The organism is Arsenicicoccus bolidensis DSM 15745, assembly GCF_000426385.1.
GTDB lineage: Bacteria > Actinomycetota > Actinomycetes > Actinomycetales > Dermatophilaceae > Arsenicicoccus > Arsenicicoccus bolidensis.
In genome coordinates, this window is record NZ_AUFG01000050.1 from 1 (window position 1) to 21,601 (window position 21,601).

General features: G+C 72.0%; 19 protein-coding genes and 2 tRNA genes. 9 read left to right on the top strand and 12 right to left on the bottom strand.

The genetic code is table 11. The features are described 5' to 3' along the window. Window positions 1–279: 279 nt before the first annotated feature. From K313_RS0117485 to K313_RS0117510, 6 genes are all read right to left on the bottom strand, one after another. Complete coding sequence (locus K313_RS0117485; protein ID WP_029212718.1) at window positions 280–1,464, bottom strand: bifunctional RNase H/acid phosphatase; 1,185 nt, start codon at window positions 1,462–1,464, stop codon at window positions 280–282. After that, window positions 1,461–2,201 (bottom strand): zinc ribbon domain-containing protein, encoded by a 741-nt coding sequence (locus tag K313_RS0117490; RefSeq protein WP_029212719.1) that lies wholly within the window; start codon window positions 2,199–2,201, stop codon window positions 1,461–1,463. The genes K313_RS0117485 and K313_RS0117490 overlap by 4 nt, the downstream gene beginning before the upstream one ends. Continuing rightward, window positions 2,191–3,120 (bottom strand): Nif3-like dinuclear metal center hexameric protein, encoded by a 930-nt coding sequence (locus K313_RS0117495; protein ID WP_029212720.1) that lies wholly within the window; start codon window positions 3,118–3,120, stop codon window positions 2,191–2,193. Before K313_RS0117495 ends, K313_RS0117490 begins: the two co-directional genes overlap by 11 nt. 1 nt (window position 3,121) lies before the next feature. Next, window positions 3,122–3,194 (bottom strand) — tRNA-Val (locus K313_RS0117500). A 145-nt stretch (window positions 3,195–3,339) separates the two neighbouring features. Next, a complete protein-coding gene (locus K313_RS0117505; RefSeq protein ID WP_029212721.1) occupies window positions 3,340–3,822 on the bottom strand; it encodes a peroxiredoxin in 483 nt (160 codons plus the stop codon). Between the two features lie 84 nt (window positions 3,823–3,906). Next, on the bottom strand, window positions 3,907–4,335 hold the full coding sequence (locus K313_RS0117510) for a DUF3052 domain-containing protein (RefSeq protein WP_019284674.1): 429 nt from the start codon (window positions 4,333–4,335) through the stop codon (window positions 3,907–3,909). Window positions 4,336–4,489: 154 nt separating this feature from the next. Here K313_RS0117510 and fdhD point away from each other — a divergent pair, with 154 nt between their 5' ends. Together fdhD and aceE are read left to right on the top strand one after the other, a co-directional pair. Beyond that, entirely contained in the window at window positions 4,490–5,434 is a 945-nt protein-coding gene (gene fdhD, locus K313_RS0117515) for a formate dehydrogenase accessory sulfurtransferase FdhD (protein ID WP_084413003.1), read from the top strand. 156 nt (window positions 5,435–5,590) lie between these two features. Then, entirely contained in the window at window positions 5,591–8,350 is a 2,760-nt protein-coding gene (gene aceE, locus K313_RS0117520; protein WP_156911458.1) for a pyruvate dehydrogenase (acetyl-transferring), homodimeric type, read from the top strand. Window positions 8,351–8,447: 97 nt separating this feature from the next. Here the strand turns inward: aceE and K313_RS0117525 are convergent, their stop codons facing one another. After that, window positions 8,448–9,671, bottom strand: a complete 1,224-nt coding sequence (locus K313_RS0117525) for a glycerophosphodiester phosphodiesterase (RefSeq protein ID WP_029212724.1) — start codon at window positions 9,669–9,671, stop codon at window positions 8,448–8,450. A 103-nt stretch (window positions 9,672–9,774) separates the two neighbouring features. Here K313_RS0117525 and K313_RS0117530 point away from each other — a divergent pair, with 103 nt between their 5' ends. The 5 genes from K313_RS0117530 (at window position 9,775) to fabF (ending at window position 14,793) form a co-directional block, all read left to right on the top strand. Continuing rightward, a complete protein-coding gene (locus K313_RS0117530; RefSeq protein ID WP_034254089.1) occupies window positions 9,775–10,953 on the top strand; it encodes a PucR family transcriptional regulator in 1,179 nt (392 codons plus the stop codon). A 135-nt stretch (window positions 10,954–11,088) separates the two neighbouring features. Beyond that, a complete protein-coding gene (locus K313_RS0117535) occupies window positions 11,089–12,042 on the top strand; it encodes an ACP S-malonyltransferase (protein WP_029212726.1) in 954 nt (317 codons plus the stop codon). Further along, entirely contained in the window at window positions 12,039–13,082 is a 1,044-nt protein-coding gene (locus tag K313_RS0117540) for a beta-ketoacyl-ACP synthase III (RefSeq protein WP_029212727.1), read from the top strand. The genes K313_RS0117535 and K313_RS0117540 overlap by 4 nt, the downstream gene beginning before the upstream one ends. Before the next feature lie 116 nt (window positions 13,083–13,198). Beyond that, the gene (locus tag K313_RS0117545) at window positions 13,199–13,447 is read left to right on the top strand and encodes an acyl carrier protein (RefSeq protein ID WP_019284666.1); all 249 of its coding nucleotides are present in this window, start codon (window positions 13,199–13,201) and stop codon (window positions 13,445–13,447) included. Window positions 13,448–13,539: 92 nt separating this feature from the next. Beyond that, window positions 13,540–14,793: a beta-ketoacyl-ACP synthase II gene (gene fabF, locus K313_RS0117550; RefSeq protein ID WP_029212728.1), complete on the top strand. Its 1,254-nt coding sequence runs from the start codon at window positions 13,540–13,542 to the stop codon at window positions 14,791–14,793. Between the two features lie 221 nt (window positions 14,794–15,014). On the opposite strand, the gene K313_RS0117555 is transcribed toward fabF, so the two are convergent. The 3 genes from K313_RS0117555 to K313_RS0117565 all read right to left on the bottom strand — a co-directional run bounded on the left by K313_RS0117555 (window position 15,015) and on the right by K313_RS0117565 (window position 18,885). Then, complete coding sequence (locus K313_RS0117555; RefSeq protein WP_029212729.1) at window positions 15,015–15,551, bottom strand: DUF3145 domain-containing protein; 537 nt, start codon at window positions 15,549–15,551, stop codon at window positions 15,015–15,017. 151 nt (window positions 15,552–15,702) lie between these two features. After that, window positions 15,703–17,235: a DUF1501 domain-containing protein gene (locus K313_RS0117560; protein ID WP_029212730.1), complete on the bottom strand. Its 1,533-nt coding sequence runs from the start codon at window positions 17,233–17,235 to the stop codon at window positions 15,703–15,705. Window positions 17,236–17,247: 12 nt separating this feature from the next. Beyond that, on the bottom strand, window positions 17,248–18,885 hold the full coding sequence (locus K313_RS0117565) for a DUF1800 domain-containing protein (RefSeq protein WP_169516865.1): 1,638 nt from the start codon (window positions 18,883–18,885) through the stop codon (window positions 17,248–17,250). Window positions 18,886–19,111: 226 nt separating this feature from the next. On the opposite strand from K313_RS0117565, the gene K313_RS0117570 reads away from it, so the two are divergent. Both K313_RS0117570 and K313_RS22695 read left to right on the top strand, forming a co-directional pair. Then, window positions 19,112–19,185: transfer RNA gene (locus K313_RS0117570), tRNA-Ile, on the top strand. A gap of 362 nt (window positions 19,186–19,547) precedes the next feature. Continuing rightward, window positions 19,548–20,594, top strand: a complete 1,047-nt coding sequence (locus K313_RS22695) for a hypothetical protein (protein WP_029212732.1) — start codon at window positions 19,548–19,550, stop codon at window positions 20,592–20,594. Between the two features lie 13 nt (window positions 20,595–20,607). Here the strand turns inward: K313_RS22695 and K313_RS0117580 are convergent, their stop codons facing one another. Next, entirely contained in the window at window positions 20,608–21,255 is a 648-nt protein-coding gene (locus K313_RS0117580) for a DUF1206 domain-containing protein (RefSeq protein WP_029212733.1), read from the bottom strand. After that, on the bottom strand, window positions 21,225–21,601 hold a 377-nt coding region (locus K313_RS0117585), incomplete at its 5' end, for an IS5/IS1182 family transposase (protein ID WP_029212734.1). The genes K313_RS0117585 and K313_RS0117580, both read right to left, overlap by 31 nt.

Genomic DNA, 21,601 nt, shown 5'->3' on the forward strand with positions numbered 1-21,601 from the left:
CTTCGCACGCCAGGCCGATGGACCTACCCGAGGTAGGTACATCAGCCCGCCTCCGTCACCCCAGGCTGGGGTGCGAAGGCCGGTGGTCGTGGCGCCGACCGCTGCCGGTGGATCCGACTGGTGTCCGTGGTCTGTTGCAGCACGCCACCCGCGATGCGAGCGAGCACGCGCGCGGCAACCCGCCACGGACGAGGATCGCGCGGCAACGGCGACGATCCACCACGCCTCGGTCGTGGTCGGATGCCGGACCCTCCCACGACGCAAGACCGACGCCGGGTATCAGAGGTGCGACGTCCGGTTGACGAACGAGACGGAGGCGTTGCCGTCGGCCCACACCTCGACGCCGGTGAGCGACCCGGGCGCCAGGGCCAGCCGCCAGAACCGGTCGTGCGGCATGCCCAGCACCTCCGCGAGCACGACGAGGAAGGGTTTGCGGTGCCCGACCAGCACGGTCGTCCCACCGGCGTCGACGACGTCCCGCCAGCCGGCGAGGACACGGTCCCGCAGCTCGTCGTGGCTCTCGCCGCCGGGGCGGGCGTAGGCCGGGTCGGTGCGGAGCGCGGCCAGCTCGTCCGGCCAGCGCGCCGCGACCTGGGCCATCGACTTACCGTCCCAGTCACCGAGGCCCTGCTCGTCGAACCGCTCGTCGCTCGTCGCGGTCGTGCCGAGAGCCTCGGCGATCGCGTCGCCGGTCTGCCGGGCGCGACGCAGGGCGCTCGTGACCACGCGCACCTCGGTCCCCACGAGCCGTCGCACGGCCGCAGCGCAGGCCTGCGCCTGGGCCTCCCCGTCCGGGTTGAGCACCGGGTCGCCTCCCCCGCGACCGTCCAGCCGGCCCTTGACGGTGAAGTCGGTGAGGCCGTGCCGCACGAGCAGGATGCGGGTCGGGGCGCCGAGGTCTGCCGCGGCCCCGGGCACGGGGTCGGTGACGAGGCCCTTGTCCGGCTGGTCGGCCGGCCCGTCAGGGTGGCGCTCGCTGACGGCGGCCGGGCGCGTTGCGTCGACAGCCGTCGCGTCGGGCCCGTCGGCATACGACCGGTCGATCGTGAGGCCGTCCATGCCGTCGTTGGACAGCTTGTCCGCGTCCTTGTTGTCGGCGCGCGGGATCCAGGTGAAGCGGACCGACCCGCCGGCAGCCGATCGGGCGCTGCACAGCTCGCGGGCCTCGAGGGCGAGGCGACGCATGTCCTCGTGCTTGATCTTCCACCGGCCGGCCATCTGCTCGACGACCAGCTTGGAGTCCATGCGGACCTCGACGTCGGCGGCCAGGTCGATGCGCGCCGCCGCCTCGAGGCCGGCGATCAGGCCGGAGTACTCTGCGACGTTGTTGCTCTGCTTGCCGAGGGGGGCCGCCCGCTCGGCCAGCACCCGACCGGTGGCCCCGTCACGCACCAAGGCGCCATAGCCGGCGACCCCCGGGTTGCCCCGCGATCCGCCGTCGGCCTCGACGACGAGCCGCGTCACAGCCCCGACTCGGCGGTGCGCACGAGGATCCGTCGGCACTCCTCGCAGCGAAGGACCTCGTCGTCGGCCGCGGAGCGGATGCGGCCGAGGTCGACGTTGTTGAGCTCCATGTGGCAGCCCTCGCACCGGCGCTGGCGCAGCGCAGCGGCACCGACGCCGCCGACCTGCTCGCGCACCTTGGTGTAGAGCCCCAGCAGGTCGCCACCCACACCCGCCGCGATGCCCTCGCGCCGGCCGGTCACCTGCTCCCGCTCGGACTCGAGGTCGCGCACGAGGCGGTCGCGGGCCGTGGTGGCCTCGTCGAGCTCGGACTGCAGCTCGGAGGCGCGGGCCTCGAGCCGGTCGAGCGTGCTCTGGTGCTCCTCGGCCCGCTCCATCACCTCCAGCTCGAGGTCCTCCAGCGTGCCCTGGCGCCGGTGCAGGGACTCGAGCTCGTGCTGCATCGCCTGCAGGTCCTTGGCCGTGCCCTGGCCCGAGTCGAGACGCGCCTGGTTGCGGGTCATCCGGTCACGGACCATCTGCACCTCGTCCTCCGCGCGCTTGATCTCGCGCTGGACGTCGCTGACCGCGGTGCGGGTGAGCACCAGGTCGGTGTCGAGGGCCTGCCGGCGCTGGGTGGCGGCGTCGACGGCGCGCTGCTCGTCGGAGGAGCGGAGGCGGTGGGCGATCTGGTCCAGACGGGTGTCGAGCTCGGCGAGATCGAGCAGGCGCCACTGGCGTGCGGGTTCAGCCTTCACCGGCGTCCTCCTTGGGTCGGGCAGGGCCGGTGCCCTGAGGGTGGGTGTGGTCGGAGCTGCTGCGGTCGTCGTCGGTGCGGACGAGGAAGGTCCAGGGGTCGGTCGTGCGGGTCGACACCGTGACGTCCACCGTAGCCGCGCGAGCCGACAGACCCTCCAGCAAGGCGTGGCGCGCGACGTCCAGCCACAGCCACTCCGTCGCGAAGTGGCCGGCGTCCACGAGGTATGGCGGGCCGCCGCCCGCCTCCTCGCGCGCCTCCAGGGCCGGGTGGTGCCGCAGGTCAGAGGTGATGTAGACGTCGGCGCCGCTCGCCCGGACCTCGTCGAACAGGCTGTCGCCGGCGCCGCCGAGCACCGCCACACGGGTCACCTGCGCGTCGGCCGGCCCCGAGGCACGGATGCCGACCGGAGCGGGGGGCAGGACCGCCGCCAGCCGCTCGACCAGGGACCGCAGGCTCGTCGGCTGCGGGAGCTGCCCGACGCGCCCGAGCGGCTGTCCCTCCTCGATCGCGAGCGGCTCGACCCCGCGGAGCTCAAGGGCGTCGGCCAAGGCCTGCGACACCCCGGTCGTGGCGACGTCGGCGCTGGTGTGGGCGCCGTAGAGCGCGATGTCCGCCACGACCAGTCGCGTGACGGCGGCCCCCTTGGCCGAGGTCGTCGCCACGCTGTGCACGCCCCGAAGCAGCAGCGGATGGTGGGTGACGAGCAGGTCGGAGCCCAGCTCACGGGCCTCGTCGATGACGTCGAGCGTGGGGTCGACGGCCAGCAGCACCGAGCGGACCGGCTGGTCCGGGTCGCCCGTCACCAGGCCCACCTGGTCCCACGACTGGGCGGTGTCCTCGGGGTAGAGGTCACGCAGCACCTCCAGGACCTCGGCGAGCGAGGGGGTGCGGTGGCCGTCGAGCGCGGCGCTGTCCATGTGGGCCCGGCCGGGTTCGAACCGACGACAGCTGCGGTGTAAACGCAGTGCTCTACCAGCTGAGCTACAGGCCCCGTCGCGACGACCTGGCGGGCGTCGCGGTCGCCCATTGTGCCAGGGCGGAGGAGGGCGGACGCGCCACGGCTCGCGACCTGCCGGGGGCGGGTGCATCAGCCTGCCGGACGACGGCCGGTCGATGCCTCCGCCCCCGGCGGGTCGTCAGGCGGAGCGGAGCCCCGCCAGCGCCTCGTGGTAGCCGCTGAAGTCGCGGGCCTCGCCGGGCTCGTTGACGAGGGTCCAGGCGACCTTGCCGTCCTTGTCCACAAGGAAGGTGCCGCGCTTGGCCAGGCCACCGCCCTCGAGGAAGACGCCGTAGTCCTGCGCCACCTTGCCGTGCGGCCAGAAGTCGGACAGCAGCGGGAAGTCGTAGCGCTGGTCCTCGGCCCACGCGCGCAGCGTGAACATCGGGTCGCACGAGACGGCCAGCACCTGCACGTCGTCGCCCTGGAAGCCGGCGATGTTGTCACGGATCTCGCACAGCTCCCCGGTGCAGATCCCGGAGAAGGCGAAGGGGTAGAAGACGACGACGACGTTCTTGTCACCGCGGAACGAGGACAGGGTCACGTCCTCGCCGAACTGGTTCTTGAGGGTGAAGTCGGGGGCCTCGGAGCCCACGGACGGTGCGGTCTGGGAGTCGCTCATGGCCCCAGTCTGTCAACCCGCGCCCCAGGCGCAACTCGGCGACGGGGCGGTGCCGTATGTCGACCGCCCCGGCGCCTCGCGGTGCTACTTCTTCTTGGCGCGCGGCGGGACCAGGCGGGTGCCAGTCCAGTCGGAGGAGTCGGTCAGCGCCCCGGAGACGTGCAGCCCGGCCGTCGTGGCGGCCTCGGCGATCTCGGCGGGCTCGACGTGCCCGTCCCGGCCGGCCCGGGGCGTCATCAGCACGATGAAGCCCTGGTCGTCCAGGTCGGTCAGGCCGTCCACGACCGCGTCGACGAGGTCGCCGTCGCCGTCGCGGTGCCAGAACAGCACCGCGTCGACCACGTCGCCGTGGTCCTCGTCCACGAGGTCGGAACCGATGTGCTCCATGAGCCGGTCGCGCAGGTCGAGGTCGACGTCGTCGTCGTAGCCGAGCTCCTGCACCACCGCGCCCTCGACGAGCCCGAGCTTGGTCAGATGGGCTGCCGCAGCGGCCGCTTCCGCGGTCGTCGTCACTGTCGTCCTGGTCCTTCCGTCCGGATCCGGGGCGTCGGGGGACGCTCCGGTCACGGCCTCACCATGAGGTCGTGAGGTCTAGTCCACCCAATCGGAGGCCGCATGGCAAGGACGTGCGCCGTCGCGGAGGGTGACGGCGCCTAGGCTGGCGGGCATGGGACGAGTGACGACGAGGGTGCCGGCGACCCGTTTCGTGGTGGACGAGCCGGTCGGCGAGCTCCACGGAGAACTGGTCGCAGAAGGCGCTGCGAGCCCGCGCGTGTCGGTGCGGCCCCGACCGGACACGCTCGCCGTCGAGGAGCCGCTCGAGATCCGGGTCCACGGCGAGGTGGTCGCGGTCACGATGCGTACGCCCGGGGACGACTTCGACCTCACGATCGGGTTCCTGCTGACCGAGGGGGTGGTCGCGGCGGCGGACGACGTGCTGGGCCTGATGCACTGCCTGGACGAGGGCGAGGACGGCTCCCCGACCTACAACGTCGTCGACGTGACGCTGCGTGCAGGAGCGGGGTCGGCCGAAGCGCTGGCCAGCGCCACCCGCAGCACCTACACGACGAGCTCCTGCGGGGTCTGCGGCAAGGCCGGCATCGACGCCATCCGCACCCGCCTCCCCCACGACGTGACCGCCGACCCGGTGCGGGTGCGAGCAGCAGACCTGGTCCGTATGCCGGACCGGCTGCGCGAGCACCAGGGGGCGTTCGACCGGACCGGCGGGGTGCACGCCGCCGGCCTGTTCACGGCCGCCGGCGAGGTGCTGCTCGTGCGTGAGGACGTCGGCCGCCACAACGCGGTCGACAAGGTGCTGGGGGCCGCCGCGCGCGAGGGTCTGCTCCCCCTGGCCGGGCACGTCCTGCAGGTCAGCGGTCGGGCGAGCTTCGAGCTGACCCAGAAGGCCGCCATGGCCGGCATCCCTGTGCTGTCCGCCGTGTCGGCACCGTCCTCGCTGGCGGTCGACCTGGCGCTGGACGTGGGTCTCACCCTCGCCGCCTTCGTGCGTCCGCCCCGGTTCACGGCATACAGCCGGCCCGACCGGATCGACACCGGCGAGCCGACCGTCCAGCCGACTGGCCACCCAACGCACGAGACACCCGGCGGCTGATCTTGCCCGGCCCGATCCGCGCCAAATAGTCTCGTCCTCCCCGCAATCGGTCCCCGGTGTGACCTGCACCCCATCTTGGGTGGAGGATGGGGGCGGTCGTCCCGCCCGGCGCTCTGATCAGTGCGCCGGGAGGTCCCTCTAGGAAAGGACACAGGCGTGGTGGCACGCGATGGTGTCGGTCCGATCATCAACGGACTGCCGAACCAGCTCCCCGACATCGACTCGGACGAGACGCAGGAGTGGATCGAGTCGCTCGACGGGATCATCGACGAGGGCGGACGGCAGCGAGCACGCTATGTGATGCTCAAGCTCCTGGAGCGGGCCCGCCAGCGCCAGGTCGGCGTCCCCTCGCTGACCTCCACGGACTACGTCAACACCATCCCGCCGGAGCGTGAGCCCTGGTACCCCGGCGACGAGACCACGGAGCGCGGCTACCGCCGTCTGCTGCGCTGGAACGCCGCGATGATGGTGCACCGCGCGCAGCGCCCCGGCATCGGTGTCGGCGGCCACATCTCGACCTACGCGTCCGCCGCGACGCTCTACGAGGTCGGCATGAACCACTTCTGGCGCGGCAAGGACCACCCCGGTGGCGGCGACCAGATCTTCTTCCAGGGCCACGCCTCCCCCGGCATGTACGCCCGCGCCTACCTCGAGGGGCGCCTCGACGAGAAGCAGCTCGACGGCTTCCGCCAGGAGCACTCGCACGTGGTGGACGGCAAGGTCCAGGCCATCCCGTCCTACCCGCACCCGCGCCAGATGCCGGACTTCTGGGAGTTCCCCACCGTGTCCATGGGCATCGGCCCGATGAACGCGATCTACCAGGCGCAGTTCAACCGCTACCTGCACAACCGCGGCATCAAGGACACCTCGCAGCAGCACGTGTGGGCCTTCCTCGGCGACGGCGAGATGGACGAGGTCGAGTCGCGTGGCGCGCTGCAGTGGGCGGCCAACGAGGAGCTCGACAACCTCACCTTCGTCGTCAACTGCAACCTGCAGCGCCTCGACGGCCCGGTGCGCGGCAACGGCAAGATCATGCAGGAGCTCGAGAGCTTCTTCCGCGGCGCCGGCTGGAACGTCATCAAGGTCGTCTGGGGCCGCGGCTGGGACCCGCTGCTCGCGGCGGACCGCGACGGCGCGCTGGTCAACCTCATGAACACCACGTCCGACGGCGACTTCCAGACCTTCAAGGCCAACGACGGCGCCTACGTCCGCGAGCACTTCTTCGGGCGCGACCCGCGCACGGCCAAGATGGTCGAGGGCTGGTCCGACGAGGAGGTATGGCGGCTCACCCGTGGCGGCCACGACTACACGAAGGTGTACGCCGCCTACAAGGCCGCGACGGAGACCACCGGCGTGCCGACGGTCATCCTCGCCCACACGATCAAGGGCTACTTCCTCGGGCAGCACTTCGCGGGTCGCAACGCGACGCACCAGATGAAGAAGTTCGCCCTGGACGACCTCAAGGACCTGCGCGACCGGCTCGAGATCCCGGTCGCCGACAAGGTGCTCGAGGACGACCCCTACCAGCCGCCGTACTACCACCCCGGCATGGACGACGACCGCATCGCCTACATGATGACGCGGCGCAAGGAGCTCGGTGGCGGCCTGCCGTCGCGCCGTGACTCCGGCAAGGCCCTCAAGCTGCCGGAGGACAAGGCCTACGCAACGGTCAAGAAGGGCTCGGGCAAGCAGACCATCGCCACGACCATGGCGTGGGTCCGGCTGCTCAAGGACCTCATGCGCGACAAGGATTTCGGCCAGCGCGTCGTGCCGATCATCCCCGACGAGGCCCGCACCTTCGGCATGGACTCGTTCTTCCCGACGATCAAGATCTACAACCCGCATGGGCAGAACTACACCCCGGTCGACCACGAGCTGATGCTCGCCTACCGCGAGGCCAAGAACGGCCAGATCCTGCACCTCGGCATCAACGAGGCGGGCTCGATGGCGGCGTTCACGGCGGCGGGCACGTCATACGCCACGCACGGCGAGCCCATGGTGCCGATGTACGTCTTCTACTCGATGTTCGGCTTCCAGCGGACCGGCGACTCGATCTGGGCCGCCGCCGACCAGCTGACCCGCGGCTTCCTCATCGGCGCGACGGCCGGCAAGACCACGCTCACCGGCGAGGGCACGCAGCACATGGACGGGCACTCCCCGCTGCTGGCCTCGACCAACGAGGCGGTCGTGCACTACGACCCGGCCTACTCCTACGAGATCGCCCACATCATGCAGGACGGTCTGCGCCGGATGTACGGCGAGAACGCCGAGGACGTCATCTACTACCTGACGGTCTACAACGAGCCGATCGTCATGCCGGCCGAGCCCGAGGGGCTGGACGTCGAGGGTCTACTCAAGGGCATGTACCTCCTCAAGGAGGCCGAGGGCGCCGGCGACGCGGGCGACAAGCGGGCCCAGCTGCTGGCCTCCGGCGTCGGGGTCCCGTGGGCCCTCGAGGCGCAGGAGCTGCTCGCCAAGGACTGGGGCGTGGCCGCCGACGTGTGGTCGGTCACCTCGTGGAACGAGCTGCGACGCGACGGCATGGCCGCCGACAAGCAGGCCTTCCTCAACCCCTCGCAGGACGCCCCCGAGGCGTACGTCACGACGGCCCTCAAGGACCGTCCGGGTCCGGTCGTCGCGGTGTCCGACTACATGCGGGCCGTGCAGGACCAGATCCGCGAGTGGGTCCCGGGCGACTACTTCACGCTGGGCGCGGACGGCTTCGGCTTCTCCGACACGCGTGCGGCCGCCCGCCGTCACCTGCACATCGACGGCCCGTCCATGGTCGTGCAGACCCTGGCGGCACTCGCCAAGCAGGGTGTCGTGGAGCGCTCGGTCGTCCAGGAGGCGATGGACAAGTACCGCCTGAGCGACGTCACCGCCGGCACCAGCGGCAACGCGGGCGGCGACGCCTGACGCCACCGCCCCACCAGCAAAGATCGTGAGGGTTTGGTCCAGGTTTCTTGGACCAAACCCTCACGATGTTGGGCGTACGGAGCGGAGGGAGCGGGGGCTACTGACGGCCCCAGAAGATGTCGCGGGCGACCACGCCGGTGTCAGGGTTGTCGGTGAACAGGCCGTCGAGCCCGGTGCGCAGGTAGGCCACCTGCTCCTCGATGGCCTTGCCGTAGTCGGCGGGGTTGGTGCCCTTCTGCAGGTCCTTGGCCATGAACTGGTTCTCGTTGCGGAACGTCCACGGGACGACCTTGAGGCCGAGGCGGTGGGCGTCACCGACCAGAGAGGTCGGCTGCCCCAGCGTGCCGTCCGCCTTCTTGGGGATGACGAAGAACTTCTCCGGCCCGACGCCGTTGGCGAAGCGCGAGATCTCCTTGAGGCCCTTGGGCGTCATCCAGTCCTGGTAGAGACGCTCGTCGCCCTTGGAGATCAGGTCGTAGGGGCCGTCCAGCGGTCCGGTCCCGGTCCACGCGAGGAACGTCGAGCTCGCCTTGTAGCCGTGGCGGAACCGCAGGTCCTTGAGGTTGGTGATCTCGAAGGACTGGATCCACATCGGGGCGTTGCGCTTGTTGAGGCCGTACTTCTCGGTGAGGGCGACGACCTTGGGCTCGGGGACCAGACCCTTGTCGTGGAAGTAGGTGGAGTGCTTGATCTCGGGGATGATCCCGATCGTGCGGCGGTACTTCTTGGAGAGACGCTCGCGCAAGCGCAGCACCTCCTCGTAGGTCGGGACCTGGTAGAGCCCGTCGTAGATCGTGTTGCGCTGGCGAACGGTCGCGAGGCGCTCCTTGGCCCGCAGCGTGCGCAGCTCGGCGAGGGTGAAGTCCTCGGTGAACCAGCCGGTGACGTCGACCCCGTCGAGCTTCTTGGTGGTCTTGCGCGACGCGAACTCGGGGTGGGCGGCGACGTCGGTCGTGCCCGAGATCTCGGGCTCGTGGCGGTCGACCAGCTGACCGTCCTTGGTCATGACCAGGTCGGGCTCGATGTAGTCGGCGCCCATCTGCACCGCCAGCTCGTAGGCCGCGATCGTGTGCTCGGGGCGGTAGCCCGAGGCCCCGCGGTGGGCGACGACCAGCGGCGAGGGCATGCCCTTGGCGTCGGTGTAGCGGCGGTCCTTGCCGCCGTGGTCGGCCGCCTGCGAGCGGTCGTCGGAGGACGCGTCCGCGGCAGCGGAGCCGGCCGAGCTGGCCGAGCTGGCCGAGCTGGCGGAGGACATCGCGGCGGTCACGGGCAGCAGCGCGGCGGCGAGGACGACGGCCGCGACGGTGGGGGTTCGTCTCATGGGGGTGGACGCTAGTGCGGACAGGCGACGATCGCCCGGCCACGGGGTGAACGTGGGCCATCCGCGTGACGGCTTGTCGGCGTCATACAACTAGGCTGCCGCCGTGCCCTCCCCGCGTCCGACCCCCACGCCCGCCACGCTGCAGCGCGTGCAGGACAGCGCCGGGATGCTCGCCACGGCGGCGACGGCCCGCATCGAGGCGCAGCACGAGTGGTACCGCTCGCTCAGCGCGGAGGACCGCAGCTGGGTGGGGCTGGTCGCCCAGGCCGGGATCGGCAGCTTCCTGGGTTGGCTGCGCGACCCCGCCGCACCGCCCATGGTGACGGCCGACGTGTTCGGCACGGCGCCGCGCGAGCTGACGCGGTCGGTCTCGCTCGCCCAGACGCTGGACCTGGTCCGCTCCGTCGTGGGGGTGGTCGAGGAGGAGGTCGAGGGCCTGGCTGCGCAGGGCGACGAGCCGGCCCTGCGGGAGGCGGTGCTGCGCTACAGCCGGGAGGTGGCCTTCGCCGCGGCCCAGGTGTATGCCGAGGCCGCCGAGTCCAGGGGTGCCTGGGACGCCCGGCTCGAGTCCCTCGTCGTGGACGCCGTCATCCGTGGCGAGGCGGACAACTCGCTCCGCTCCCGCGCCACCGCGCTGGGCTGGGGGTCCATCCGCCACGTCACCGTCGTCGCAGGGCTGAGCCCGCACGAGGACACCGCCGCCGTGATCGACGCGGTGCGGCGGGCCGCCGGCCGCCTGCACGTGGAGGCGCTGAGCGCGGTCCAGGGGCGGCGCCTCGTCGTCATCCTGGGCGGCACGAGCGACGTCGCCGACGCCGCCGGCCGCCTGCTGGCCTACTTCGGCGACGGGCCGGTCGTGCTGGGGCCCACCGTCCCTCACCTGTTCGCCTCCGGACGCTCGGCCCGGGCGGCCCTGTCGGGACTCGCCGCGGCCCGGGCCTGGCCCGACGCGCCGCGGCCCGTCGAGGCCTCGGACCTGCTCCCGGAGCGCGTCCTCGCGGGGGACGACCACGCGCGACGGGCGCTGCTCGACCGCATCCACCGCCCCCTCGTCGACAGCGGGGGCGGCCTGCTCGAGACCGCGTCGGCCTATCTCGACGAGCCGAGCCTCGAGGCCACGGCGCGAGCGTTGTTCGTGCACCCCAACACGGTGCGCTACCGCCTCGGTCGGATCGCCCAGGTCACGGGCCACGACCTCACGTCCTCGCGCGACGCCTTCACCGTCCGGCTGGCCTTGGCGCTGGGACGCCTGGGCGCTCCTGCCCCGCAGTCCTGGCGCTGAGGCCGGCCCCGTCCACCAGCGGCCCGGCATACCCTGCTCCCCACCCGATCTTTGTAGGAATCCTCCAAGGAACCAGACCGTTTCTGGTGGCGATCCGGCACGGCGTCGGCGCCGATCTCGGGAGAGAGTGGACGGGTGCTAGCGATCGTCTGCCCTGGACAGGGCTCCCAGTCCCCCGGTTTCCTCGCCCCCTGGCTGGAGCTGCCCGGCTTCCGCGACCGGCTGGAGTGGTTCTCCGCGGTCGCCGGGACCGACCTGGTGACCCACGGGACCGAGTCCGACAAGCCGACCATCACCGAGACCGACGTGGCGCAGCCGCTCATCGTCGGAGCCGGTCTGCTGAGCCTCCTGGCGCTCTTCGAGCACCCGTCGGCCGGCTACCCGGTCATCGGCATGGGCAGCGGCCACTCGGTCGGCGAGATCACCGCGGCCTGCGCCGCTGGCGTGCTGACCGCCGAGCAGGCCCTGGTCTTCGTGCGCGAGCGCGGGGACGGTATGGCGAAGGCCGCCGCCGCCTCCCCCACCGGCATGACCGCGGTCCTGGGCGGCGACCCCGACGAGGTGCTGGCCACCCTCGAGCGTCACGGGCTGACCCCGGCCAACGTCAACGGCGGCGGTCAGACCGTCGCGGCGGGCACCCTGGAGCAGCTCGAGGCGCTCAAGGCCGACCCGCCGGCCAAGGCGCGGGTCATCCCGCTCCCGGTCGCGGGGGCCTTCCACACCGAGCACATGGCTCCCGCCCAGGCCCGCCTCGAGGTCCTCTCGCGGGGCGTGACCAGCCACGACGCCCGTGTGCCGATCGTGTCCAACAAGGACGGCCGGCTCGTCCGCGACGGGCGCGAGGTGCTGCGCCGGCTGGTCAGCCAGGTCGCCAGCCCCGTCCGCTGGGACCTGTGCATGCAGACGATGGTCGAGCAGGGCGTGACCGGGCTCATCGAGATCCCGCCGGCCGGCACCCTCGTGGGCCTGGCCAAGCGGTCCATGCCCGGCGTCGAGCTGTTGGCGCTGAAGTCGCCTGACGACCTGGAGGCCGCGCACCGCATGATCCGCGAGCACGGCAGCTCCCCCACCGAAGGAGGCACCGAGTGACCCGCCCCACCATCACCGAACGCTCCGGCGCCGCCCACGCCCGCATCTGGGGGGTCGGTGGCTATCGCCCCGAGCGCGTCGTCACCAACGACGAGGTCTGCCAGTGGATCGACTCGTCCGACGAGTGGATCCGCAGCCGGTCCGGCATCGAGGAGCGCCGCTGGGCCCGCGAGGACGAGTCCGTCATCGACATGAGCTGCGCCGCCGCCGAGGACGCGCTGACCAAGGCCGGCGTGCGCGCCGACCAGCTCGGGGCGGTCATCGTCGCCAACGTGACGCACCCCTTCCAGACGCCCAGCGCGGCGGCCGCGGTGGCCCACCGCATCGGCGCCTCCCCCGCCGCAGCCTTCGACCTGTCGGCGGCGTGCGCGGGCTACTGCCACGGCATCGGCCTGGCCAACGACATGGTCCGCGGCGGCACCGCCGAGTTCGTCCTCGTCATCGGGGTCGAGAAGCTCTCGGACTTCACCGACAAGCACGATCGTGGCACAGCCTTCATCTTCGGCGACGGCGCAGGTGCTGCGGTCGTGGGCCCGTCCGACTTCCCGGGGATCGGGCCCACCGTCTGGGGCTCCAAGGGCGAGGACTGGGACGTCATCCGCAACAAGTACTCCTGGGTGGACCTGCGCGACCACGCCCACGTCGGGAGCCTGGAGGAGCAGAGCCCCCGGGACGCCATGCCCTGGTCCTACCTCACGATGGCCGGGCAGAGCGTGTTCCGGTGGGCGGTCTACGCCATGGCCCCCGTGTGCCGGGAGGCGCTGGACGCGGCCGGGATCACGGCCGACGACCTGGACGCGTTCATCCCCCACCAGGCCAACATCCGCATCGTCGACGCGCTGGTCAAGCAGCTCAAGCTGCCCGAGCACGTCCCGGTCGCTGACGACATCCGCCACCAGGGCAACACCTCGTCGGCCTCGATCCCGTTGGCGACCGACCGCATGCTGACCGAGGGCCAGGCGCCGCACGGTGGGCTCGCCCTGCAGATCGGCTTCGGCGCGGGCCTGGTCTACGCCGCCCAGGTGATCGTCCTCCCCTGACGGCGCGACCGCCAGCACGCACGCAGATTCCCGCGGCCCGACGGGACCCATCGGGTCAGCCCGCACCATCCCACCCTCCGCACCGCACGGTCGGAGCAACCGAGAAGGAGCCTGAGATGGCCATGAACGAGAACGAGATCCTCCAGGGCCTGGCCGAGATCGTCAACGAGGAGACCGGCCTGGACGCGGCCGAGGTCCAGATGGACAAGTCCTTCACCGAGGACCTCGACATCGACTCGCTGTCGATGATGACGATCGTGGTCAACGCCGAGGAGAAGTTCGGCGTCCGCATCCCCGACGACGAGGTCAAGAACCTCAAGACGGTGCGCGACGCCGTGTCCTACATCAACGGGGCCCAGGGCTGACCCGAGGCACCCCCGCCTCTGGACGGGGTGGACCGCGGCACGTCGCCCGGTCCGCCCCGTCCGGCCCACCTCATCCACCAAGGAGCAGCGAGATGACCACCTCGAGCAGCCGCCGCGTCGTCGTCACCGGTCTCGGTGCCACGACGCCCGTCGGCGGTAACGTCCAGGACACCTGGGACGCCATCCTTGCGGGCCGATCCGGCGCCCGCCCCATGCCGTACGACTGGGTCGAGCAGCACCAGCTGCCGGTCACCTTCGCCGCGACCCTGGCCGTCCCGACCGCCGACGTCCTGAGCAAGGTCGAGGTCCGTCGCAACGACCCCAGCACCCAGGCCGCCCTCGTGGCCGCCCGCGAGGCCTGGGCCGACGCCGGCGCCCCCGAGGTCGAGCCCGAGCGGCTCGCCGTGTGCCTCGGCACCGGGATCGGCGGGGTGCAGACCCTGCTGGACCAGTGGGACGTGCTGCGCGAGAAGGGCCCGCGCCGGGTCTTCCCCCTGGCGGTGCCCATGCTGATGGCCAACGGCCCCGCTGCCGCCGTCTCGCTCGAGCTGACCGCCCGGGCCGGCGCCCACACGCCGGTGAGCGCGTGCGCGTCCGGTGCCGAGGGCATCGCCCAGGCCCTCGCCCTGATCCGCAGCGGCAAGGCCGACGTCGTCGTCGCCGGCGGCACCGAGGCCGCCATCCACCCGCTGCCCGTCGCCGGCTTCGCCGCGATGCAGGCCCTGTCGACCCGCAACGACGAGCCCGAGCGCGCCTCCCGTCCCTACGACAAGGACCGGGACGGCTTCGTGCTGGGCGAGGGCGCGGCCCTGCTCGTGCTGGAGTCCGAGGAGCACGCCACGGCGCGCGGCGCCCGCATCTACGGCGAGATCGCCGGTGCCGGCGCGTCGGCGGACGCCTACCACATCACCGCCGGCGAGCCCGAGGGCCGTGGCGCGGCCCGGGCCATGCTGGAGGCCATCGAGGACGCCGGCCTGACCACGACCGACATCTGCCACGTCAACGCGCACGCCACCTCGACCCCGGTCGGGGACGTCGCCGAGACCAAGGCCATCCACCGGGCGTTCGGGGACCACACCTCCCAGATCGCCGTCACGGCCACCAAGTCGATGACCGGTCACCTCCTCGGAGCGGCCGGCGCCCTCGAGACCGTCCTGACGCTGCTGGCGCTGCGTGACCGCACGATCCCCGCGACGATCAACCTCGAGTCCAAGGACCCCCAGATCGAGCTGGACGTCGTCACCGGCGAGGCGCGGGCCCTGCCCGAGGGCGACCTCGCGGCGCTCAACAACTCGTTCGGGTTCGGCGGCGCCAACGTCGCGCTGGTGGTCAAGAGCTTCGGCTGACCACCGGCCGGCCCAGTCGCACCGCCCTCGTCGGCATCACGGTCGATCGGCGGTATGACGGCGCCGGTCATCGGGCCGACGGCTGATCCTCGGCCCGACGGTGTCGATCGTCGGTATGACGGCGAAGGGCCCGACCGCTTCCACCACGGGAGAGGTCGGGCCCTTCGTCATACGGCCTCCGGCACCCGAACGCGCACACCGCTCAGGTGCCGGGGCGCGACTCAGCCGACCTTGTGCAGCCAGCGGACCGGCGCACCGTCGCCGGCCTCGCGGTAGGCCTCGAGCTCGGCGTCCCACGGGGCGCCCAGGATCTGGTCGACGACCTCCCCCAGCACCCGCGGATCACCCTGGGCCTGCGCGATCGCGTGCCGCAGCCGGTCCTCGTTGACGACGGCGTCACCGCTCGCCGAGATCCAGGTGTGGTGCAGGCCGAGGTCGGGGGTGTGCGACCAGCGCGAGCCGTCGCACCCGGGGCTCGGGTCCTCGGTGACCTCGTAGCGCAAGGAGTCCCATCCGCGCAGGGCGCTGGCGAGGGCGGCGCCCGTGCCGGCGGGCCCGACCCAGTTGACCTCGGTGCGCATCAGGCGCGCGTCAGCGGGCTGGCTCGTCCAGTCGAGGGTCACGGCGGCGCCGAGCACCCCTTCGAGCGCCCAGGCCACGTGCGGGCACAGAGCGGTAGAGGCGCTGTGCACGAACACCACGCCTCGCGTCGTCGGGGTGGCGTCGCCACCCCTGTGCAGATCGGCTGCAACGGACATCCTGACCTCCTGTGTGCGAGGGACGTCTTCCCCAACGACCTCGGGACCCAGGAGAGCTTTGGTCACGCTGCGTCGTCAATCATGCCCCATCATGGCTGGTCGCGCCAGGCCTTCCGGGTGAACGACACACCGCCGCACGACCAGGGCCGCCTCAGACCACGCCGAGCGGGGTGGTCCGAGGGGTGAACCCGGGAAAGATGGTGCCGAGGGAGCCGCCGTTGAGCAGGCGGGCCCTGATGATCTCGCTGAGCACCTGGCGGTAGTCCGTGGTGATCGGCACGTCACCCTGCACGAGGTTGGCGGTCGTGAGCGTGGGCATCGTGCCGTAGACCTTCTTGCCGTTCACTCCCCCGCCGGCCACGAACATCACGTTGCCGTGCCCGTGGTCGAGGCCCTGGTCGCCGTTCTCCTGGACGCGGCGGCCGAACTCGCTCATCGTGACGACGGTGGTGCGCTGCCAGAGGTCGCCGAGGTCGGCCCGCAGCGCGGCGATCCCCGCCGACAGGTCGGCGGCCCGACGCCACATCCAGCCGTTCGTGTCCTGCGCCAGGCCGAGGTTGCGGTGCATGTCCCAGTCGTCGTTGTCGATGCAGGCGACCTCGAGCCCCCGGCCCGCCTTGGCGATCTGCGCGATGTCGCGCATGCCCTTGCCGAAGGTCGTGTCGGGGTAGGCAGCGCCGTTCGCCGGGACGTACTTCCCCGCGGCGGCGATGGCTCGCTGGTCCGCGAGCCGGGCGACGGCGTCCAGGGTCGAGCGCGCGGTGAGCGCCGCCCCGCCGCCGGCGCGCGCGTACATCTGGTCGATGATCGTCGTGATGCGCTCGCGCGTGGTGCCGTCGGTGGTGTAGGTCGGCTGCAGACCGAAGCTCGCCAGCTCGGCCACCGCGGGGGTCTCCATGCTGGGGGAGCTGAGCGAGAGGGCGACCTGCGACCCCCGGGTGATGGCCCGGACGGTCCCGGTCGTCGGACCGCTCGTGGTCAGGTGCCGGGCCAGCCACCCGGAGCGCATGTTGGCGGGGGCCGCCCACTCCATGGCGTTCATGTCCTCGAAGTGCGAGCGTCGCACCGCCGGGTTGCCGGCGCCGAGCACCACCGCGAGGTCGCCCGCGTCGTACAACGCCTTGAGGCCCTTCATCGCGGGGTTGAGGCCGACCTTGCCGTCCAGCGGCAGGGCCTGGGAGGAGGTCACCCGGATGGTCGGGCGGGCCGCGAGGTAGGCGCTGTCCTGGAGGGGTGGGACCAGCGAGAGTCCGTCGGCCCCGCCACGGACGAAGATGACGACGAGCAGGTCGCGCTGGGTCGCCGTCTCCGCGAACGCATAGCGCGGCACGGCGGACTCCGCCAGCAGCGCCCCGAAGCCGAGCGCGGCGCCCTGCAGGACGGTGCGACGCCGCAGCGGGCCGCGCCAGCCGGCGGCCTCGGCCACCTCGTGCGGGCAGGCGGGCGGTCGGACATGCTCGACGTATGACGCCGCGTCGGTGGCCGACATGACGCGCGGCCCGTCGTCGGTGCGCACCACGAGGTGGTTGCGGGACTCGTCGTGGTGGTGCATCGGCGTGACGAGGTCGTCGTGGAGGAGGGGCGCGTAGGGGTCGGGGGCGCCCGGCGCCGTGGCGCGCGGACCGGAGCTCCGGCGACGGCCGCTGGGGCTGCTGGGGCTGCTGGGCGTGCTGGGGGTGGTCACGATGATCTCCGATCAGCGCAGGAAGGAGTAGGGGCTGGCCAGGATCAGGCGCACGGCCTCGCGCAGCCAGCCGCGTGCCTGGTAGTCGGCGAGGACGTCCGACGCCGTGGCCGGCCGCTCCCCGTAGCTGCACAGCCAGGACGCGATGGGGGCGATGTCCTGCTCGCGCCAGACGTAGCCGGTCAGGGCGAAGGTGATCCGCCGAGCCGTCGCGAGGACGTTGTCGCCGGCCTTGACGCCGAGGGCGGTGTGCCAGTGCGGCAGGCCCTGGCCGGGGTCCTGATCCGCCTCGTCCGGGTAGGTCGGCCCGTCGCCCCAGCCCCAGGCCAGGGCGTGCATGACGTTCCACGACGAGAGCGTCGCGATGGTGCTGCGCCAGGCGTCGGCGTCGTCCGGGTAGCCGTCGACCCGAGGCCAGTCCCGAGGCGCGTGGCCGCACTGGTAGAGGAACCAGAAGTAGTTGCTCATCGCCCACGGGTTGGTGGTGATGGGTTGCGCGAAGGCGTAGCCGGTCGGCTTGGACGCGCGGACGCCCTTGGCGGCCAGCTCGGCCGGCCGGGACCACTTGTTGCCGACCGAGGCCCAGAACTCCGGGTGGTCGAACAGTCGCCGCAGCACCGGCACGATCGCCGTGTCCGACGCCAGGTAGGTCGCGGCCAGGGTCTGCACGAGGGCCTCGCTGGGCGTGTCCGAGACGAACCGCGTGGCGATGATGCGGGCGAGGCGGCGCGCGGTCGTCGGGTGCCGCGCCAGGTAGTCGGTGTAGGCCCGCAGCGCCGCCGGCCCGCCCGCGGACGTGGCGTTGGCGTGGCTGAAGCCCATGATCCTGATCGGCCCCACGTGGTGGGCCCAGTCGTCATACGCGTAGGCGCGGGTGTTCCAGTCGACCGAGTGCCCGGTCAGCAGGAGCGCGGACTGCCGGACGTCGGTCTCGGTGTAGCTCCCCACCCCGACGCTGTAGAGCTCGAGGATCTCGCGGCCGAGGTTCTCGTTGGGGTTGTCCCGGGAGTTGGCGTCGTTGTCGAGGTTGTGCAGGATCGCCGGGTGGGTGACCGCGGCGTGCAGGAGGTCGGCATACCGCCCGAAAGCGTGGCGACGCAGGACCTTCCAGTCGTACTCGAGCGTGAAGCTGTCGGCCTTGCTGCGGTAGGGGACGTAGAGCAGGTCGCCCCACATCGTCACCACGTTCTCCCAGAGCACACGGTTGGTGAACAGCGGCCGGGCGGCGTTCGCGTGGGCCATGACCGGGCTCCCGCGGAAGCTGCCGCCGGTCAGGTCCTGCACCTGCTTGTTGGTCAGGTTCAGCCAGGGGAAGCACCGTTGGACGATGCCGTCCCACGTCGGGTCGGGGATCGAGGCCGCGTCGAGCTGCTGCGCGATCCACGCCCGGGTGCCCATCCGCTCGATGTCGGCGACCATGGCCGCCGTGGGTGCCTGGGCGGCTCGGCGAGCCAGGTGCCAGGCGGGGGTGGTGCGCAGCGGGAGGTTCGGCGCGTGGACGGACGTCGCGACGGGCGGCACGGCGTGGACGAGTCGCGGGTCCGGCGCCACGACCTTGGGCGTGGGTGTGGGACGGGGCGCCGGCCGAGGAGGGGGCGTGGGGCCGATCGTGCGCGTGAGAAGCCTGGTGATGAGGGGGGAGGCAGGCATGCGGGCACCTTCATGAGCTAGGGGGCTCATACACTCTGTGACATCACATGACGTGAAGTGACCATCTACCACCCATTGAGAGCAACTATCTCCAGAAAGTCGCTCACTCAGCGTAGCGATACCGAGGTGACGAGTTAGAACGAACCACGTCGGGTACCGGCCGGTATGTCGCCGCTCGGGGTGGGTCGCTGACGGTAGGGTGACAGGGTTCGCCCCCGCGGACCCAGGGCCGGTAGCTCAGTCGGTCAGAGCAGCGGACTCATAATCCGTCGGTCGTCGGTTCAAGCCCGACCCGGCCTACCTGATGCACGGCACGACGAGGTGTGTCGCTGTGCCCGTCATACCCCCATTGGGTGGGTGGTTGACGCGTTGTCCAGCCCTCGTCCCGATCCTCGTGTACGACCGTGTCGTGGGGCTGGGCCTACCGCGGCGTCGGCCCCCCTAAGTCGTGACCGACCGGTCAACGGCGGTCTGGCCTCAGCGCAGAATCCCTACCCGTACGGACGTTTCGCCGCTGTCGGTTCGCTCTGACCGACGTCGGCCCTCCTCGGCCACCCTGTCGCGTCCTCACCTGCCGATCAGCCGGCTGTGCCAGGCTTGCAGACGATCCCCACGTGGCCCCACCCCGGTGGCGGCCCGTCGCCTCGAGAGTCGGGAGTCGTATGCCGCCGCGCGCCGCCCTCGTCGTCGGCCTGGCCACGGCCGCGCTGCTCGCCGCCTGCTCGGGCACCCCGACGCCTGGCGAGTCGAAGACGGCGAGCCCGCCGGCGCGTCGACCTCCGGTCCCCCACCGGGTCTTCGCCCCCTCCTCGTTCTGGTACTCCCGCCTCCCGGCCTCCACCCCCACGGACCCCCGCAGCAGCGCCATCGTCCGCGACCTGCGCGCCGCAGCCGTCGAGCACGGCCGGCCAGGACTGCCGAACGTCACGCTCAACACGCACGACTACACCCCGCCGCTGGTCACCACGACCCCGTCCGATCCCGTCCACGACGTCCGCGCCGCGCCCGGGTGCCGGTTGCATCCTCGCGTCGCCGAGTCGCTGCGCGGTCTGCGCATCCCCGACGACCTGCGCCCGGCCGGTGGCAGCGACCACGAGGCGGCGCTGCACGATCCCGCCACGGACCGCTACACCGACCTGTGGCAGTTGACCCGAGGCGCGGACGGGTCGTGGACCGCGTGCGGGGGCGGGTCGATCCAGGCCGCCTCGCGCAGCGACGGCGTCTTCCCCTTCCCCATCGGCACGACCGCCACCGGCCTGCCCTTCGCGGGCGGGATCATCCGCGCCGAGGAGCTGCGCCGCGGGCGGATCGACCACGTCGTGGGGGTGGCCGTCCCCTATGCCGCCGCCGCCCCCGCCCACTCCTGGCCCGCGGTGCGGTCGGACGGGCGCAACCCACGCGGCCAGGTGGTGCTGCGCCAGGGCCAACGGCTGCGTCTGCCCGCCGACCTCGACGTGGACTCCCTCGGGCTCACGCCGACCGCCCGCACCATCGCCCGCGCGGCCCAGGAGTACGGCCTGATCGTGTGGGACACGAGCGGTGCCGTGAGCTTCCGCGCGGAGAACGCCTCGGCGTTCTCGGGCGACCCCTACCCGGGGCTCCTGCGGGTCGGCAGCGGGTGGGAGGCGCTCAACGGGAGCGGCGACGGCCGGCACCAGCCGTTCCCGCTCGACCGCCTGGAGGTGCTGCCCGTGGACTACGGCCGTTGAGGCCGCGCCCCCGTCATACGTCCGCGTGCCGCGCCCTGAAGAACGAGTAGACCCCGAAGGACGCGAATCCCAGAGCCATGAACGCGACGACCACCCGACCGTAGGGTTGGTCGAGCATGAAGCGCAGCGCACCGTCGAGGCCGTTGGTCCGCGACGACGAGTTCGCCATCGCCGCCGCGACGAACAGCCCGCCGACGACCGCCAGCGCGATCCCACGCGTCGGGTAGCCGAGCATCCCGGCGTAGACCGCGACCGGACCGGGGTCCTCCTCGAGGTCGTGCAGGAACGTGCGCCGCAGCCCCTTGACCACGTGGTAGATGCCGACGCCGATGATCCCCAGGCCGACCGCGGCGACGAGCAGGCGTCCGGCCGGCGCCCCGAGCAGGTTCGTGGTGAAGCCCTGCACCTGCCGCTTGCCCGAGGACCCGGTGCCGCGGGCGAACCCGAAGGCCGACCAGGCGAGGATCGCGTAGACCACGGCCTTGGCGCCGTCCTTGAGCCGGGACTGCCAGCTGTCGCCGCCGAGCCCCGGGACGATCACCTCGGTCAGCTGCCACAGCGCGAGGCCGAGGAAGCCCGCGACGCCCAGCCACAGCGCCACCCGGCCGAGGGTGTGCTGCGACAGGGCTGCTAGGGCGTGTCTCTTAAAGTGGGTAGCCATAGGAGGATCGCGCGGAGCAGGACGCCGGCCCGGTAGGTCAGGGCGAGCTTGTCGTACCTGGTGGCCAGGGCGCGCCATTGCTTGACGCGTTCGAAGCCGTTCTCGACGACGTGGCGTTTGGCGTACGCGGTGGGGTCGGTCCTGGGTGGGCGTCCTCCCCGGGCCCCGCGGCGTTTGCGGTTGGCTTGCTGGTCGCGGGGCTCGGCGATCACGGCGGTGATCCCTCGGCTGCGCAGCAGGGCCCGGTGAGCCCGTGAGGAGTAGGCCTTGTCGGCCATGACCGCGGTCGGGGTGGTCCGGGGCCGCCCGGGCCCGACGCGTGGGACCCGAACGGCGTCAAGCAGGT

Excerpts from the sequence above, each read along its gene's own strand:
- K313_RS0117495 (WP_029212720.1), bottom strand. The coding sequence starts at position 3,120 with ATGGACAGCGCCGCGCTCGACGGCCACCGCACCCCCTCGCTCGCCGAG.
- K313_RS0117505 (WP_029212721.1), bottom strand. The coding sequence starts at position 3,822 with ATGAGCGACTCCCAGACCGCACCGTCCGTGGGCTCCGAGGCCCCCGAC.
- fdhD (WP_084413003.1), top strand. The coding sequence starts at position 4,490 with ATGGGACGAGTGACGACGAGGGTGCCGGCGACCCGTTTCGTGGTGGAC.
- K313_RS0117525 (WP_029212724.1), bottom strand. The coding sequence starts at position 9,671 with ATGAGACGAACCCCCACCGTCGCGGCCGTCGTCCTCGCCGCCGCGCTG.
- K313_RS0117545 (WP_019284666.1), top strand. The coding sequence starts at position 13,199 with ATGGCCATGAACGAGAACGAGATCCTCCAGGGCCTGGCCGAGATCGTC.
- fabF (WP_029212728.1), top strand. The coding sequence starts at position 13,540 with ATGACCACCTCGAGCAGCCGCCGCGTCGTCGTCACCGGTCTCGGTGCC.
- K313_RS0117555 (WP_029212729.1), bottom strand. The coding sequence starts at position 15,551 with ATGTCCGTTGCAGCCGATCTGCACAGGGGTGGCGACGCCACCCCGACG.
- K313_RS0117565 (WP_169516865.1), bottom strand. The coding sequence starts at position 18,885 with ATGCCTGCCTCCCCCCTCATCACCAGGCTTCTCACGCGCACGATCGGC.
- K313_RS22695 (WP_029212732.1), top strand. The coding sequence starts at position 19,548 with ATGCCGCCGCGCGCCGCCCTCGTCGTCGGCCTGGCCACGGCCGCGCTG.
- K313_RS0117580 (WP_029212733.1), bottom strand. The coding sequence starts at position 21,255 with ATGGCTACCCACTTTAAGAGACACGCCCTAGCAGCCCTGTCGCAGCAC.